This is a genomic window from Mangrovibacter phragmitis (genome assembly GCF_001655675.1).
Classification (GTDB): domain Bacteria; phylum Pseudomonadota; class Gammaproteobacteria; order Enterobacterales; family Enterobacteriaceae; genus Mangrovibacter; species Mangrovibacter phragmitis.
Genome location: NZ_LYRP01000033.1, coordinates 283,710 through 299,512 on the forward strand (window position 1 = coordinate 283,710; position 15,803 = coordinate 299,512).

14 protein-coding genes are annotated in these 15,803 nt (G+C 50.4%); 8 read left to right on the forward strand and 6 right to left on the reverse strand.

Annotation, left to right across the window (positions count from 1 at the left end):
* Window positions 1-1,218: 1,218 nt before the first annotated feature.
* From A9B99_RS16910 to A9B99_RS16930, 5 genes are all read left to right on the forward strand, one after another.
* Entirely contained in the window at window positions 1,219-3,273 is a 2,055-nt protein-coding gene (locus A9B99_RS16910) for a putative bifunctional diguanylate cyclase/phosphodiesterase (protein WP_064599510.1), read from the forward strand.
* A gap of 39 nt (window positions 3,274-3,312) precedes the next feature.
* Window positions 3,313-3,858 (forward strand): GNAT family N-acetyltransferase, encoded by a 546-nt coding sequence (locus A9B99_RS16915; RefSeq protein WP_064599511.1) that lies wholly within the window; start codon window positions 3,313-3,315, stop codon window positions 3,856-3,858.
* Window positions 3,859-4,459: 601 nt separating this feature from the next.
* Window positions 4,460-5,125: a hypothetical protein gene (locus tag A9B99_RS16920; RefSeq protein ID WP_064599512.1), complete on the forward strand. Its 666-nt coding sequence runs from the start codon at window positions 4,460-4,462 to the stop codon at window positions 5,123-5,125.
* Window positions 5,126-5,456: 331 nt separating this feature from the next.
* Window positions 5,457-6,212, forward strand: a complete 756-nt coding sequence (locus tag A9B99_RS16925; RefSeq protein ID WP_197499287.1) for a winged helix-turn-helix domain-containing protein — start codon at window positions 5,457-5,459, stop codon at window positions 6,210-6,212.
* Window positions 6,209-6,691 (forward strand): FidL-like protein, encoded by a 483-nt coding sequence (locus A9B99_RS16930; RefSeq protein WP_064599520.1) that lies wholly within the window; start codon window positions 6,209-6,211, stop codon window positions 6,689-6,691. The genes A9B99_RS16925 and A9B99_RS16930 overlap by 4 nt, the downstream gene beginning before the upstream one ends.
* A gap of 62 nt (window positions 6,692-6,753) precedes the next feature.
* Here A9B99_RS16930 and flhA read toward each other — a convergent pair whose 3' ends face one another.
* The 6 genes from flhA to hypA all read right to left on the reverse strand — a co-directional run bounded on the left by flhA (window position 6,754) and on the right by hypA (window position 12,586).
* Window positions 6,754-8,841: a formate hydrogenlyase transcriptional activator FlhA gene (flhA, locus tag A9B99_RS16935; protein WP_064599522.1), complete on the reverse strand. Its 2,088-nt coding sequence runs from the start codon at window positions 8,839-8,841 to the stop codon at window positions 6,754-6,756.
* A 110-nt stretch (window positions 8,842-8,951) separates the two neighbouring features.
* Complete coding sequence (gene hypE, locus A9B99_RS16940; protein WP_064599524.1) at window positions 8,952-9,962, reverse strand: hydrogenase expression/formation protein HypE; 1,011 nt, start codon at window positions 9,960-9,962, stop codon at window positions 8,952-8,954.
* Entirely contained in the window at window positions 9,959-11,080 is a 1,122-nt protein-coding gene (gene hypD, locus A9B99_RS16945; protein WP_064599526.1) for a hydrogenase formation protein HypD, read from the reverse strand. Before hypD ends, hypE begins: the two co-directional genes overlap by 4 nt.
* A gap of 1 nt (window position 11,081) precedes the next feature.
* Complete coding sequence (locus A9B99_RS16950; protein ID WP_064599528.1) at window positions 11,082-11,357, reverse strand: HypC/HybG/HupF family hydrogenase formation chaperone; 276 nt, start codon at window positions 11,355-11,357, stop codon at window positions 11,082-11,084.
* Entirely contained in the window at window positions 11,348-12,232 is an 885-nt protein-coding gene (gene hypB, locus A9B99_RS16955; RefSeq protein WP_064599530.1) for a hydrogenase nickel incorporation protein HypB, read from the reverse strand. The genes A9B99_RS16950 and hypB overlap by 10 nt, the downstream gene beginning before the upstream one ends.
* A 9-nt stretch (window positions 12,233-12,241) precedes the next feature.
* Window positions 12,242-12,586: a hydrogenase maturation nickel metallochaperone HypA gene (gene hypA, locus A9B99_RS16960; RefSeq protein ID WP_064599532.1), complete on the reverse strand. Its 345-nt coding sequence runs from the start codon at window positions 12,584-12,586 to the stop codon at window positions 12,242-12,244.
* A gap of 226 nt (window positions 12,587-12,812) precedes the next feature.
* On the opposite strand from hypA, the gene hycA reads away from it, so the two are divergent.
* The 3 genes from hycA (at window position 12,813) to hycC (ending at window position 15,801) form a co-directional block, all read left to right on the forward strand.
* The gene (gene hycA, locus A9B99_RS16965) at window positions 12,813-13,280 is read left to right on the forward strand and encodes a formate hydrogenlyase regulator HycA (protein ID WP_064599534.1); all 468 of its coding nucleotides are present in this window, start codon (window positions 12,813-12,815) and stop codon (window positions 13,278-13,280) included.
* 86 nt (window positions 13,281-13,366) lie between these two features.
* Complete coding sequence (locus A9B99_RS16970; protein ID WP_064599537.1) at window positions 13,367-13,975, forward strand: 4Fe-4S dicluster domain-containing protein; 609 nt, start codon at window positions 13,367-13,369, stop codon at window positions 13,973-13,975.
* Complete coding sequence (gene hycC, locus A9B99_RS16975) at window positions 13,972-15,801, forward strand: formate hydrogenlyase subunit 3 (protein WP_064599539.1); 1,830 nt, start codon at window positions 13,972-13,974, stop codon at window positions 15,799-15,801. Before A9B99_RS16970 ends, hycC begins: the two co-directional genes overlap by 4 nt.
* Window positions 15,802-15,803: the final 2 nt, after the last annotated feature.

The following is a 15,803-nucleotide window of genomic DNA, read 5'->3' on the forward strand; positions in this document are numbered from 1 at the left end:
CTCTGTTTGATGACTGAATGAGATGAATGCAGCGCGTTATTCCTCTGCCTGCTGTTGCCACTATCCTGCCTGTTCCCTTGTACTGAGTTAATCACTCAACTAATCATTACATTGAAATTACGGCAGTTATTGTAGTTTTTTATAATGTTGTGTCATGCCGTTTATAACGTGAAAATTCTTATAATTAATGTGGGATTTTGAAATAAGCGGGTAACTTACACCAAAAGTAATGCTGAAGAGTAAGTGGAGTTTAACATTGCGTATTATATGGGTATAGCGAAGGAATAGTCAGGGAAAACAGCATAAACAGGGAGAGAAAAATAGCTGGCTTATTCTAACGCAAATTGTTTTCTATCAATGCATTACATGAGTATGATGCCGAATACCATGGGCAGGTTTCCCTGCGCAAATAAGCCAGCCTGCTTGCTATGTAAAATAAAATCAAGATAACCAGACGTATAATTACGCCCTATGTGACAGATTATACCGTTATAGTTTGAGGGCAATAGCTAAATTAGATGATATTTTTGCCCTTATTTATGTGATGAAGAGTCTTTTATATGTCAATAAAGTGATATTTTAAGGTTAATAAATGAGAGCTTTATCACTGTAAATTGCTTATGTATTGAAATTAAGTTCGCTTTTAGCAGACAGTATGGTTCCATACATCATCTTTGCCTGAACCAGAGCGCTCAGCACCCCAGGCACCAATAAAGCAAAATGCACACTACCCAACAACAAAACAAGTGAACATCTGTCCCTGGCCTGGCAGACTCTCTTGTGTATCGGCGGGTAGATATGCTTTGTTTTATCTCTGCCGGTAGCGGATGTTTGCCTGATAACCTGTGGGCATGCTCACATGAGGCGAGTGATTTCGGTATTTTTGGAGAACTGACTGTAAAAATATCTCGGCGAGTGGTGATAGGTTGGGATGCTTATTTTTCATATAGGATATTTCTTATCCGTTGGGGGATTTTTAGTGTATTACGTTTAGTTGATGTAACTATGTGAAGTAACGCAATTAAAACCAGAAAATAAATGGGGTTTTGCCTGGCGTTATTTTTGTTGATTAGATATGAGGCTTTTAGCCACAATAGCTGTGCTAATTTCTGGCCATAGGCAAGCACGTATTCCCGGTCCGGCGGTGCGCTGTTTTTACTCTGGTATGTTTACCCGGCTTAATATGAGCCCTGGACTGTGTTTATCTGAGATGTTTGTATGATGGTTGTCCACTATAATCCTGTTCTTGTGGCTATTTCTTTCCTGGTTGCTGTCGTTGCTTCTTACACTGCTCTGGATATGGCGGGCAGAGTCATGGAAGTAAAAAACCGGGCAGCCTGTTGGTGGCTGGCTGGCGGTGGAACAGCAATGGGAATTGGTATATGGGCTATGCATTTTATTGGCATGCTGGCGATGGTTATGCCGGTTAAGCTTGCTTACAACCTGCCGCTGACACTACTTTCTTTACTGATGGGCATTGCGGCATCGCTCTTTGCTTTGCGCATGGTGTGCCACGCTGTGTTGCCACTACGCCGGTTAATCACGGGCAGTATCTCCATGGGGAGTGGCATTGCTGCCATGCACTACACCGGCATGATGGCTGTTGAGATTTTCCCCGCCATCACCTGGGACCCATACTGGGTTGCGGCCTCTTTTATGGTCGCTTTTATCGCGGCAGGCTGTGCCCTGTATTTAACTTTCCATTTGCGCCAGCGCCGCCGGTCTGTTCATGCGTACCGGGTTATTGCCGCCTGTATTATGGGAGGGGGCATTGCCGGGATGCATTATACCGGAATGATGGCGGCCTGTTTCCCGGCGCATGCTCATGGTGCCCATGGGCTTAACCGTAACTGGATGGCTCTGCTGGTTACCCTGGTCAGCCTGACAATTCTGGGTATTGCTCTGTTGACTTCAGTGCTGGATGCGCGCCTGCATACTAAAACCAGCGAACTGGTTAATTTGTTAGCCCGTGCGAATGCGGAACTGGAGAAGCGTGCGCATTACGACTGGTTAACCGGGCTACCTAACCGGGGCTGGCTGGAACAACAACTGGCTGCCGCACTGGATGAAGCGCGCAGTGAAAACAGGCGTTTTGCGTTGATGTTCCTTGATTTGGATGATTTTAAGCAGGTTAACGACCGCTTAGGTCACCAGTCCGGGGATCTCTTGCTGGTGGATGTCGTGGCAAGAATGAAGCGAGTGCTGATGGACCGTGGCATTCTTGCCCGGCTTGGTGGCGATGAGTTTGTGCTTTTCATGCCAGTAACACGGGCAATGGATGCCGCAACGCTCGCCAAACAATTGGTGGACAATGTGGCTACGCCTTATAGTGTCGCGCAGCAATCTGCACGGGTGAGTTTGAGCGTGGGTATTGCCCTTTATCCGGAAGATGGTCGCGATGTGCGTGAGTTAATGTTTAATGCCGACACCGCCATGTATTACACCAAGCAGCATGGGCGTAATAACTTTCATTTTTACCAGGCTGGCATGGGCGAAAGCCAAATCCAGGAAAACCAGCTGGTTTCGGCAATGCATCAGGCACTCAGAAATCAGGAGTTTTGCCTCTATTACCAACCTAAATTTAGTGCTCCCACTGGCGCTATTATTGGTTTTGAAGCATTAATTCGCTGGCAACACCCGGAAAAAGGCCTGCTGGCACCAGACAGCTTTCTGCCTTGCGCGGAGAAGTACGGCCTGATCATTGCTGTGGGAAGCTGGGTGCTGGATGAAGCCTGCCGCCAGTTAGCACAATGGCACGCGCAAGGCGCCACTCACTGGTCGGTGGCCGTGAATTTATCTGCCCTGCAACTGGCACAGCCTGGGCTGGTAGCGCAAGTGCTGGCCTGCCTCGAAAAATACCAACTACCACCGGATGTGTTGACACTTGAGATAACGGAAACCTCCGCCATCAATAACCCGCAAGAAAGCGCTTCCCGCCTTGCACAGTTGAAGGCGCGCGGTGTGAAAATCTCTATTGATGATTTCGGAACCGGCTATGCGAATTTGCTCTACCTGAAAGCCCTGCCAGCCAGTGAACTGAAAATTGATCGTGCTTTTATTATAGATACTGACCCAGGCTCGCAAAACACGGCAATTGTTGCTTTGATAATTGATCTTGCCCGCTCACTTAAACTCAATGTAGTGGCAGAAGGCGTAGAGACCGAGGCCCAAAAGGACTTTTTTACCGGGCTGGGGTGTGATGTACTGCAAGGATATTTATTAGGGAAACCGCTACCGGCGCAATCAGTCATTCCTTTTTTCTGGGAGCGGTAATCACACCAGACATCACATACTGTGATTATTGGAGTTAGCATGGTGCCTTATCTGGAAACACAACGTTTGCTGTTACGCCCTCTTAACCTGAGTGATGCCCCGCAGATACAGGCGACTTTCCCGCGTTGGGAGATTGTCCGTTATCTGGTGGCAACGGTTCCCTGGCCATATCCGGCTGATGGCGCGCAAAAATTCCTCTCGGGAGTTGCGCTACCTGCAATAGAAGAGCAACGAGCCTGGATATGGTCGTTACGTTTAAAAGCGGCACCAGATACGTTGATTGGTATTATCGGTCTTTATGACCAGAAAGATAACCACCGTGGTTTTTGGCTGGCTCCTGAATATCAATATCAGGGGTTGATGGCGGAAGCATGCGAGTGTGTCAATACATACTGGTTCAGGGAACTTAACCGCCCGGTATTGCGGGTTGAAAAGGCTGAGCTCAATACGCGTTCAGCGGTTATTTCTGAAGCCCAGCATATGCGCAAGATAAAATCGTTCAATAGAAATTATGTCTGTGGCACGCTTGAAACAGCATTATGGGAATTAACCCGTGAAGAGTGGCTGTTTTACCACCCACAGTAACTAACAGATTTAGCCTGCCTGTTATATTTCGCATGCAATGGGTGTTAATAAGAAAATTAATACCTGCAAGCGAACTTCCGATTCACTGGCAGTGAAATGGTTCCTTTCTGCTGCCGATGTCTAAATGCCATGGCCAGTATTCATATTGCAAAAGATCCAGGATGTTCATAATGTTGGTGAGATGTTTTGTATTTAATGTTTTTGGTTGCTGTATTGTTAAAATCAAACATTAAAATGCATTAAAAATGCTACATGCATCACATAAATAACTCTTTTAAGATTTATTCCGTGCGCTATTTTTTCGGAATTTTCTATTTTGTGGTTCGTTTGCATTAAGTTTTTAAGGTGTTTTATTCTGTTTTATTTATATTAATTGGTTTTAAACAATTAAAATTCTCAATTTAAAGGTGTTTAATTTTACATTTAGTCGTGTGAGTGGTTTTATATGCCTGAGTGATATCACATGTCCTTCTGCCAGTGTGGGGAAGAAAAGTAAAAGTAAACGCTTCAGAGCGCAAAGCCTGGTTCCTGAATAGTGTGCATGACTGAAGCCCGTTTATTGTCTGCGTTATTAACAAGACTAAGACTTAAAGGGTCTATTATGAACAATCAAATTCATATTGATGGTGAAAACTATTTTATTACACTGGCTATAAAAAAAGTGCTGGATGATGTTGTCAGAAAGAGCCGGTTAAATATCGCTCACCTCCGTATGGTTGTTGTGGTTGATGCCACACCATTTCTGGAACTACAGCGTTTCCAAAAATTGGATCTTGAAGACTGGGATCTGATTTTTTGTTCAAGCTATTTTTACAATATTGTTAGTGAGTTTTCCCCAGAGCGGTTAAATCAATTTGTTTGTGTCGATAATAATATCACTCAGTTACGTAATGATTTGGCAGTACAGCTCAAAGAGATACACCAAACAACGAGTAACCTGAATTTGGAAGATGAGCAAAACCCACAGAAGCCATTGTTTACTCCTTGTGAACAGACTTTTATTAATGACTATTTTTCTTGCATGCGCGCAAAACAAATTGCCCGGATCACAGGTAATAATGTGAAGTCTGTTTCGAATAAGAAACGCAATATCATGAATAAAATTCACTGCACGAAGAACAGTGATTTTTATATCACTTTGTATTTCCTTAATATGCTGCATAAAGTTGAACTGGCGTTGCACGAACCGCAAAGCAAAGCGCGCACCACCGTTGCATGGCAACGGGTTTCCGGGCAGGAGGCGACGGTATTTCAGTATGCGCACTAGTGATGAGTTAAGGGAGCTTTGCTGAAATTAGCCACCGGCCTGGGGAACCAGTGACTGCAGCGTTTGGTCACCATGCCGGGAAAACCGGTAGTGTTGCTGGCCTGGAGTGGTATAAAAGGAATGGTATCAAAGGAGTGGTATAAAAATAGTCAAACTATGTCGCTGTATAACCGCATGGTTGTACAACGGCATAGTTGCAGAACTATGCTATGCTTTGCCCATCCTGGTGACAGGAAGCACACGGACACTAAAGGCGGCCTTAACCTTATCCCATATGAATTATCTTATCGCTAATACTGTCATTTATGACACGGAAAATGGCGTCATCCAGATGCAAGATGCGCAACATCAGGATGAAGCAAAAACACTGACTCCTACCGCTAATCGTATTCTTGCTTTATTACTGTCTGCTCCGGGGGAGGTTTTTAAACGTGAAGACATTCTCGATAAGGTTTGGGAGTCTCAGGGGCATGCTGGTTCAAACAGTTCCCTTAATCAGTACATCAGTATTTTGCGCAAGACACTGTCTGCGTGGATAGATGACGATGACATTATTATTTCCGTGCCGCGTGTTGGCTTCTACTTTAATTCCGCCATTTCGGTAGTCCCCTGGGTGCAAGCCGCAGACGAACAACCTGACGGAGCCACCAACGAAACGCAACCAGGCGTAACCCCTTCCCACCCTTCTGAGCGTTTGCCGCTTATTCCTCTGGTCGTAAATTTAGTCCTGATTGCGGCTATTTTGCTGGTGAGTACCCTGGCGGTAAAAAATTACCGGGAAGTGCATGTCTCACCACTGTACAGCAAGGTTTACCCGCAAGGGAAACTGGGGTTATGCCAGTTGAACGCCTGGCAGAAGTTATCTCCGGAGATGAGAAAAAACACGCTGGAAATCCTTAATATTGCGGCTCCAGAACTGAAAGAAAAATGCCTCAGTGAACCGGCTGTGGTTTATTTCCAGATTCAAAATCAGGTTTATTTAGGCCGGGCAGGGCGCATATTTATTGCTACCTGCTCACAGGAAAAAGGGCTGAACAACCTGCTGTATTGCGACAGCACCTATAAATATAACTGGAGACGGAAATGATGGTGTCGCGGATTCTGGCAGGGGTGCTGGTGGTGGCAATGTGCGCACTGGCGGTTGTTAAAATCACCAGTACGGCAGACCCGGTACAACTTAATTGCGAAGCCAGCCTGCATTATGAGGACGCAGCTTCCGCTGTGCCGCTTGCTTACGACGGCACTATTACCTTTCATGCCTCCGGGAAAAAGACCGGGCAGTTCATGTTATCGGGTAACGTTCGCTACCAGAATCAGCTCTATTCATTGTCCCGCATGGCTTTGTTCGACTACGACAATATTGAGCTGAACCAGTACCGCTTAAAAGTGACCAGCATGGAGCGCATGGGGCATGATGACCTTCCTGATGATATTTTCCCACTGGTGTTTAAGCGCCTGAGCCTTGGCAATTCGCTGGTGTTGTATATTAATCCGGTGAATGCCCAGTCGCTGGTTATCGGTAATGTGGTGTCGCCAATTGCACTCTGTATGCACCAGGCAAAATAACGCCGGGTTCACTGTGCCTGACTGTGCGGCACCGGGGTGACGCGCCCGGCGCCTGCCGTTATTTACTCAATCATTTCTTTGGTTATCCCCAGCCGCTTCATCCGGGAAAGCAGTGTGGTGCGTTTAATACCCAGGCGTTGTGCGGCGCCTCGCGGCCCGGCGACCACCCCATTAGTTTCTTTCAGAACGCGCAGAATTTGCTGGCTTTCATCTTCCCCCTGTAAGGGGATGTCGGTATCTTCCGGCGGTTCAAAACTGGCCCGGTCATTCCGCGTAACCTGCTCTGGTAAAGAGAGTTGCAGCACACTGCCGTGGGTCAGTAATACAGCACGTTCAATCACATTTTCCAGTTCACGCACGTTACCTGGCCAGTCCATACGGCTTAGGGTACGCAGTGTCTCCGCCGGAATACTGTCAATGCTGCGCCCCATACGGCGCGCTATCTTGAAGGTAAAGGCTTTAACCAGTAATGGAATATCTTCACGGCGTTCACGCAGAGGAGGTAACTGGATGGGGAAAACATTCAGCCGGTAGTAGAGGTCGCTACGAAACTCCCGGTCGGCGACCATCTGTTTCAAATCCCGGTTAGTTGCGGCTATCAGCCTTACATCAGCGTTGATAATTTTATTACTGCCCAGGCGTTCAAACTCTTTTTCTTGTAATACGCGCAATAACTTGGGCTGCAATTCCAGTGGCATATCGCCCACTTCGTCTAAAAAGAGCGAGCTTTTATCTGCCAGTTCAAAACGGCCAATACGCTGGGTGCTGGCACCGGTAAAGGCGCCACGTTCATGGCCGAACAGGTCACTTTCCAGTAAACCAGCGGGCATGGCAGCACAGTTGATTTTTACCATGCGCCGGTTATTGCGCCCACTCAGGTTATGGATGGCGCGGGCAATCAGTTCCTTGCCAGTACCGGTTTCCCCAAGGATAAGCACGGTACTGTCGCTTTGCGCGACCATTTCCACCTGTTTCATAACCGATGACATGACATCACTGCGGCCAATAATTTCACCAAACTCACTGGACACATTATTAATTTGTTCGGTCAGCGCCAGGTTTTCATCCACCAGTTTTTCTTTCAGGCGGTGAATTTCCTGGTAAGCCAGCGCATTATCCACGGCAATCGCAATACGCTCGGCAATCTGGCGTAATAATTTGATATTACTGGCAGTAAATACCTTCTCTTCACACTGAGCCAGTTTCAGTACGCCAACAATATTTTGCCCAAACATCAGTGGCAACAGACACAGTGTCTGGATCTGATTGCCCCACATTTCAAACAGCATACGTTCATAAGGCGCGTGTTCATCGCGCTGGTTCAGGTTAACCAGCAGCATTTCGCGGCTTTTAAACACCCGTTCAGATAAGGTGCCAGCTTCATCCACTTCACTTTGGTCATGCACCGGGGCGGCTTTGTCCACATAATGAGCAGACCAAATGCTGACTTTGCCTTTACGCGAGTTGCGCAGCACCACACTGATGGAATCAATATTAAAGTAGTGATGGATCTCTTTTGCCGCTTCACTGACCAGTTCATCGAGATGCAGTTTTGATAAGACGGCATTAGTAATGGCAACCAGAATGCGGAAATCGTCCCTTTCCCGGCACAATATCTGGTATTCGTAACTGGATGTCAGGCGATGCTGAATTTGCTCCGCGGCCACACCGGCCACCTGGGTAAAGATTTGCAGGCGGGCAAACTCTTTCTCACTCCAGTTCTCCGGGTTCTGGCGAATAAATTCGCAGCCACCGAAAATATGGCCTTCGGCTGCGAGGGGTAACAGGCCGTAGTGCCCAAAAGCGCGATACAACGGCATTTGCGCCAGTTGCGGCCAGGTGTCTTTAAATTCATCGTACTGGCAGTGCAGTGCTTCCGGGCGTGACAATATCCGGCGCAGCGGGCCGTTTGCCAGCGCAGTTTCATCTTCATATTCCAGTTGCGAGCCTTTGCCATCGGTGCCATAAAAACTGGCACGTTGATGATGGGACTGCCACAGCAGAATATTCGCCTGGTCTGCCAGCCCGGCCTGGCGAACCAGGCGGGTAAGTGCTTCAGAAAGCGCGCATAAATCAGCTTGTTGCAATAAAGTCCGGGTGATATCGAACAGCCCCTGCTGCCCGAGATCGCTCATCGGTGTATATGACATAGTGCCCATCCAGTCAGGCGCGCCTGATGGCGCACCTTGTTATTATTTTCATGTGAGACTTTAGTACATCTTAACGAATGGCAAAAAAGAAACGCCAAAAACGCATGCCATCAACAAATGCGCGGTAATGGCTCCGCGTGAGGAAGGTCCAGGGTGCGTTTTACCCCGTATAAACCGGTCACCCGCACACCTTTGCGTTCGACTACCTCGCCAATCATGGCCGCTTCTGCACCCAGGGGGTGAGCACGAAGTTGTGCCAGCACACCTTCGGCTTTGTCGCGAGCCACAACCATAACCAGTTTACCTTCATTGGCAAAATTCAGTGCGTCCAGCCCCAGTAATTCACACACACCGCGCACCGCCGGGTGTAAAGGCAGGCTGGCTTCATTGATTTCCATACCACAGGCACTGACTGCCGCATACTCATGCAGAACGGCGTTAACACCACCGCGTGTGGCATCGCGCATGGCTTTAATGCCTTCCAGACCAGTCACTGACTGAATCAGTGGGGTTAACACGGCACAGTCGCTGCGTAACTCGCCATCCAGCCCAAGGGATTCACGCAGGTTAAGAATGGTTGCGCCATGGTCGCCCAGTGTGCCACTGACCAGGATAATATCGCCCGGCGCAACCTGGTTTGCGCCCCAGTTCAGGTGACAGGGCACAGCGCCGATACCGGCGGTATTGATAAACAGCTTATCTGCGGCACCGCGCGGCACCACTTTGGTATCCCCGGTGACCACGGCAATACCGGCATCCCGGGCTGTTTGCGCCATACTGGTGACAACCTGTTCCAGGGTGTCATAAGCCAGGCCTTCTTCCAGAATGAACCCGCAGGAAATCCAGCGTGGAACCGCGCCACTGACGGAAACATCATTGGCGGTACCACAAACGGCCAGTTTGCCAATATCCCCACCGGGAAAGAACAAGGGGTCGATGACGTAGCTGTCAGTGGAAAATGCCAGGTGGTCGCCGCTTTTGGTTAATACATCCAGCGGCAAGCGCGCCTGATCTTCCTGGGTTGCCAGCCAGGGGTTGTCGAAGGCGCGCATAAACAGCCGGGCGATAAGTTGCTGCATTGCCTGCCCACCACTGCCGTGGGCGAGGGTAACGGTTTTCATGCCACTGGTTCCTCTGCTCGATATTGATACCAGGCAGCACAGGCACCTTCTGAAGACACCATCAGCGCACCAAACGCGCTTTGTGGGTTGCAGGTTTTTCCAAACAATGGGCACTGGTGCGGTTTACACCGGCCGGTAAGCACATCGCCACACCTGGCCCGTGGGTCGTCATTGACTGACTGGCGCACCGGGTTAAAGTGTTGTTCGGCGTCAAAACACTGGTATTCCGGGGTTAAATGCACTCCGGATGCGTCAATCACGCCCAGACCACGCCACTCACTGTCGCCATTCACCACAAACACATCGGCAATTGCCTGTTGTGCCAGCTTGTTGCCTTCATCAGGTACCACGCGGCTGTACTGGTTTTCCACGCATGCGTGATTCGCTATTTTCTGCTCAACCAGCATGGTTACGCCTTGCAGTAGATCAAGGGGTTCGAAACCAGCAACCACTAAAGGGCGATTAAATTGTTGCGAAATGAAACTATAAGCCTGGGTACCGATAACCATACTGACATGACCGGGAGCCAGAAACGCATCTATCTGGTTATCTGGCTGCTCCAGTAATTTTTGCAGCGTGGGGATCAGGGTAATGTGCTGGCAGAAAAAGTAAAAATTATTGATGTTTTTCGCTTTTGCCTGGCGCAGGGTGATAGCAGTAGCTGGCATGGTGGTTTCAAAACCCAGCCCGAAGAACACCACTTTATGGTCCGGGTTTTGCTGAGCCAGTTTCAGCGCATCCATAGGCGAATAGACAATACGGATATCCGCGCCTGCCGTTTTGGCATCCAGCAGAGAACCATTGCGGCCAGGTACACGGATGGCATCGCCAAAAGTACAAAAAATAACCCCCGGTCGGCGGGCAATATCAATACAGGTGTCAATGCGCCCCATTGGCAGCACACACACCGGGCAGCCGGGGCCATGAATAAATTCAATATTGGGTGGTAACAACTGATCCAGGCCAAATTTGAAAATGGCGTGGGTGTGGCCGCCACACACTTCCATGATACGCAGTGGATGTTCTGGCGTGGCGCCCAGCAGCGGAGCCCGCTGGGCGAGGTGTGCCAGAAGTTTACGGACCTGTTCGGGGTCGCGATACTCATCGACCAGATGCATATTAACGCGCCTCCCCATACAGCAGAGCACCCACATCGGGCTCAACGTCAAACATGTTTTGTAAGGCTTCCAGAGTATCCCGGGCTTCCTGCTCATCGATGACACTCATGGCAAAACCAACATGCACCAGTACCCATTGACCCAGGCGCGGCTGACCCTGTTCATCGTGCTGCCCAACCAGACTTAAATCAACATCGCGCTGGATACCACAGACATCGACTTTTGCCTGGTTGTCATCCAACAGGGCACTGATTTGCCCGGGAATGCCTATACACATTGTTGTGCCTCCAGCCAGTTAAGCCAGGTCTCCATGCCGTCGCCTTTGGTGGCGGACAGCGAAATGATTTCAATCGCCGGGTTAACTTCACGGGCGTAAGCGAGGCATTTTTCTACGTCAAAATCCAGGTATGGCAGTAAATCGACTTTATTGAGGATCATCAGCGAGGCGGCGGCGAACATGTGCGGGTATTTCAGTGGTTTGTCTTCACCTTCAGTGACAGACAGCACGGCCACTTTATGGCGTTCACCTAAATCAAAGCTTGCCGGGCAAACCAGATTACCCACGTTTTCAATAAACAGAATGCCGTGGTTGTTCAGCGGCAGGCGGTGCATGGCATCGTGAATCATTTGCGCATCAAGATGGCAGCCTTTACCGGTGTTCACCTGGATTGCCGGTGTGCCGGTTTCACGGATACGTGCGGCATCGTTGACAGTTTGTTGGTCGCCTTCGATAACCGCACACGGCACGCGTCCTTGCAGGCGTTTTAGGGTTTCTGTCAGCAGGGTTGTTTTACCAGAACCGGGGCTGGAGACCAGGTTGAGCACTAACTGTTGTTGTTTGGCAAACCAGGCGCGGTTCTGGCGAGCCAGTTGGTTGTTTTTGTCCAGAACATCAATTTCAACCTCCAGCATACGGCGCTGGCTTTGGCCTGGCGCATGGCTACCGGCTTCACCGTGCCCATAATGCAGGTCGCCGCCTGTCAGTTCATCTGGCGTGAAGTGTGCGGTTTCCGGCACCAGCCCGGTGATACTCAGTTTATGAGCAACAGCGGCCGACGCCGCGAAAGGCGCACTACGGAAAGGTGAGTGGGGATTATGCTCATCGCCTTCGATATAACGGTTGCCTTCACCGCAACCACAAGTGGTACACATACAGCACTCCTACTCGATTTCCAGGCGCATTATCTGCATACCGTCGTCGGCCACTATCTGGAGCTCATCGCTCTGGCACTGTGGGCAACGGCGCACGCGCTGGGTTAATAACGTGACATATTGCTGGCACTGTGGGCACCAGCACTCAGCCTGTTGTTCTTCTATATGCAGGGCACAACCTTCTGCCAGCGTGCCGCGGCACACCAGTTCGAAACAGAAAGTCAGTGCGCTGGTTTCCACGCAGGAGAACGCGCCAATCTTCAGCCAGACAGCGGTAATACGTTGTGCGTTATTCTGGCGAGCCTGCTGCTCCATTAGTTCGACAGCGCGCTGGCAGAGCGTAATTTCGTGCATAACTGCTCCTCGTGAATCACCCTGCGCACCAAATGCAATAAAAGTGCCATGTTTTATTTTTTGCCAGGTAAAGAAGTGTCGTCAGCGATGACGAAGGTGACGAAAATGACATGTCAAAAGTCAGGTTATTAAGGTGTTTTTAAAATAAAAACATGAAAAACAATATGTTAAAAATTGGCACGTTATGTGCTTATGGAGGGAACTTCCATTAAAAGAGTAACGCAACATGACCATTTGGGAACTGAGCGAAAAAGCTGAATACATTGCCGACCGGCATCGCCAGCTACAGGATCAGTGGCATACCTACTGCAATACCCTGATTCAGGCCGTCACGTTATCAAAAGCACACCTGTACCACGCCGTGGGATGCAGCCCCGACGAGGACCTCTGCTTTGTGTTATTTGACCACTTCATTGTGCACATTGAGCCAGCTACGGGCTTTAACTGCCACACCATCGAATATGCCTTAAGCACCCGTGATGATAACACCCGACTGCTGATTGGTACGGCTGAACTAAACAATGCCGGGCAGATAGATAACACCGTGAATATCCGCGACCGCCAGCAGGTTCTGGACCACTACCTTGGCAAGATTGGCAGTGTCTACGACAGCCTGTATCAGGCCGTACATGATGATACGCCACTGAATATGAGTGAGCTTAAACAAGAACTGGCCCGCCACGCACTGGCCTGAGCCTTAACCTGTGTCGATATCTGTCGAAATTGACAGTTTGCGGCATGTTTTCGTCAAAAATGACCATCGACCCGAGGACATACCCGGTGAATCGTTTTGTTATCGCCGACTCAAGGCTGTGCATAGGTTGCCATACCTGTGAAGCGGCCTGTTCTGAAACGCATCGTCAGCAGGGGCTGCAATCGCTGCCGCGTCTGAAAGTCATGCGCAATAAAAATGAATCCGCGCCGCAGTTATGTCACCACTGTGAAGACGCGCCGTGCGCGACCGTGTGCCCGGTCAACGCGATTAAACGTGTTGATGGCGCAGTGCAGCTCAATGAAAGTTTGTGTGTGAGCTGCAAGCTCTGCGGCATCGCCTGCCCATTTGGCGCTATTGAGTTCTCCGGCAGCCGCCCGCTGGATATTCCCGCCAACGTCAATACACCCAAAGCGCCGCCGGCTCCGCCCGCTCCGGCCAAAGTCAGCAGCATGCTGGACTGGGTGCCAGGTATTCGGGCGGTGGCTGTGAAATGTGATTTATGCCAGTTCGATGAACAGGGCCCGGCCTGTGTACGTACCTGCCCGACCAAAGCACTGCGTGTTGTGGATAACGCTGATCTGGCGCTGGCCAGCAAACGTAAGCGTGCGCTGACAGTGAATGCCAGTCTGGGGGATTTGTCTTTATTCAATACCGGGACGGAGGCGACTAAATGAATGCGTTGTCGTTGATGGACGGCGCGGTGCTCGGTTTTATCATTACCGCAGTACTGGCGCTTGTCTTTGCCTTTTCCCGCACACTGAGTGGCTTACTGGCCGGGGTGTGTGGCGCTGTCAGCAGCCTGATGGCTATCCTGGCGGCGGGTGCCGTGCTGACCGGAGCTGCGCCTCAGGCTGCCAGCCCGTTCAGCTTTATGCATATGACGTTTCAGTTAACCGCATTGAGCAGTATCTGGCTGATTGCGTTGTGTATCCCGTCACTGTTTGTCAGTGTATTCAACATTGCCTGGCACCGGCATACAGATGTCCGTTGCAATGGCTTCTTATTGAATTTGCTGATGGCCGCAGCCGTACTGGCGGTAACCGCCACGAATTTCGCCATGCTGATTGTGATGGCTGAAATTATGGCGTTGTGCGCGGTGTTTCTTACCGGGTGCAGCCAGTCTGGCAAATTGTGGTTCTTGCTGGGCCGCCTGGGTACGGTATTGCTGGCGGTGTGCGCATGGCTTCTCCGGGCGCGTTACGGCACTCTGGATTTTGTCGACTTACAGCCCGCAGTCAGTGCCTTCCCGTTAACACCTGCCATCTGGATCCTCGGCTTGCTGGGTTTTGGCCTGCTGGCTGGCATTATTCCCTTGCATGGTTGGGTACCGCAGGCCCATGCCAATGCTGCTGCGCCAGCAGCGGCGCTGTTCTCGGCTGTGGTGTTGAAAGTGGGCCTGTACGGCATTCTCACGTTGTCATTACTGGGTAGCCAGTTGCCGCTTTGGTGGGGCGTTGTGGTGCTGTTGCTGGGCATGTTAACCGCCTTTGTTGGCGGGTTGTACGCACTGATGGAGCACAACATTAACCGCCTGCTGGCTTACCACGCGCTGGAAAACATCGGCATTATTCTGCTGGGGCTTGGCGTTGGGCTGATTGGCTGTGCGCTGAATGACACCGTGCTGATTGCCCTTGGGCTGACTGGCGGTTTATATCACCTGATTAACCACAGCCTGTTTAAAACCACCTTATTCCTTGGCGCCGGGGCGGTATGGTTCCGCACGGGCTACCGCGATATTGAGAAACTTGGTGGTCTGGGTAAACGCATGCCGGCGATTTCTCTCGCCATGCTGGTGGGGCTGATGGCGATGGCGGCATTGCCTCCACTGAACGGCTTTGCCGGTGAATGGCTGATTTACCAGTCTTTCTTCCATTTGAGTAATGCACCGGTGTTTATTGGCCGCTTCTTTGGGCCGCTGATGGCAGTAGGCCTGGCAATCACCGGGGCGCTGGCGGTGATGTGTATGGCGAAAGTGTATGGCGTAACGTTCCTCGGCGCGCCACGTACCGCCGAGGCTGAACAGGCCCGCCATGCACCGGTATTGATGAACCTCAGTGTTATCGGGCTGGCATTGTGCTGCGTGGTGGCTGGTGTGGCGGCGCCCTGGCTGTTGCCATTACTGCAACAGGCTGTGCCATTACCGCTGGTTACCGCCCATACCACTGTTTCTCAACCCATGATGACACTGCTGCTGGTGGCCTGCCCATTCCTGCCTTTCCTGCTGATGTTGTTGCTCAAAGGTGACCGCCTGGCTGCCCGCAGTAAAGGCATGGCCTGGGTATGCGGCTACGACCACGAAAAATCAATGGTGATTACGGCGCATGGTTTTGCCATGCCAGTGAAAGGGGCGTTTGCACCGGTACTGAAACTGCGTACCTGGTTGAACCCGGTGCGTTTATTCCCGGGCTGGCAGAGTGAATGTGTGGCGGGGGTATTCCGTCGCCTGGCCTTAATCGAACTGGCTGTATTGCTGGTTGTTGTCATTACCCGAGGAGTCTGAAG

Coding starts and splice junctions, on each gene's coding strand:
- A9B99_RS16910 (WP_064599510.1), top strand. CDS start 1,219: ATGATGGTTGTCCACTATAATCCTGTTCTTGTGGCTATTTCTTTCCTG.
- A9B99_RS16915 (WP_064599511.1), top strand. CDS start 3,313: ATGGTGCCTTATCTGGAAACACAACGTTTGCTGTTACGCCCTCTTAAC.
- A9B99_RS16920 (WP_064599512.1), top strand. CDS start 4,460: ATGAACAATCAAATTCATATTGATGGTGAAAACTATTTTATTACACTG.
- A9B99_RS16925 (WP_197499287.1), top strand. CDS start 5,457: ATGCAAGATGCGCAACATCAGGATGAAGCAAAAACACTGACTCCTACC.
- A9B99_RS16930 (WP_064599520.1), top strand. CDS start 6,209: ATGATGGTGTCGCGGATTCTGGCAGGGGTGCTGGTGGTGGCAATGTGC.
- flhA (WP_064599522.1), bottom strand. CDS start 8,841: ATGTCATATACACCGATGAGCGATCTCGGGCAGCAGGGGCTGTTCGAT.
- hypE (WP_064599524.1), bottom strand. CDS start 9,962: ATGAAAACCGTTACCCTCGCCCACGGCAGTGGTGGGCAGGCAATGCAG.
- hypD (WP_064599526.1), bottom strand. CDS start 11,080: ATGCATCTGGTCGATGAGTATCGCGACCCCGAACAGGTCCGTAAACTT.
- A9B99_RS16950 (WP_064599528.1), bottom strand. CDS start 11,357: ATGTGTATAGGCATTCCCGGGCAAATCAGTGCCCTGTTGGATGACAAC.
- hypB (WP_064599530.1), bottom strand. CDS start 12,232: ATGTGTACCACTTGTGGTTGCGGTGAAGGCAACCGTTATATCGAAGGC.
- hypA (WP_064599532.1), bottom strand. CDS start 12,586: ATGCACGAAATTACGCTCTGCCAGCGCGCTGTCGAACTAATGGAGCAG.
- hycA (WP_064599534.1), top strand. CDS start 12,813: ATGACCATTTGGGAACTGAGCGAAAAAGCTGAATACATTGCCGACCGG.
- hycC (WP_064599539.1), top strand. CDS start 13,972: ATGAATGCGTTGTCGTTGATGGACGGCGCGGTGCTCGGTTTTATCATT.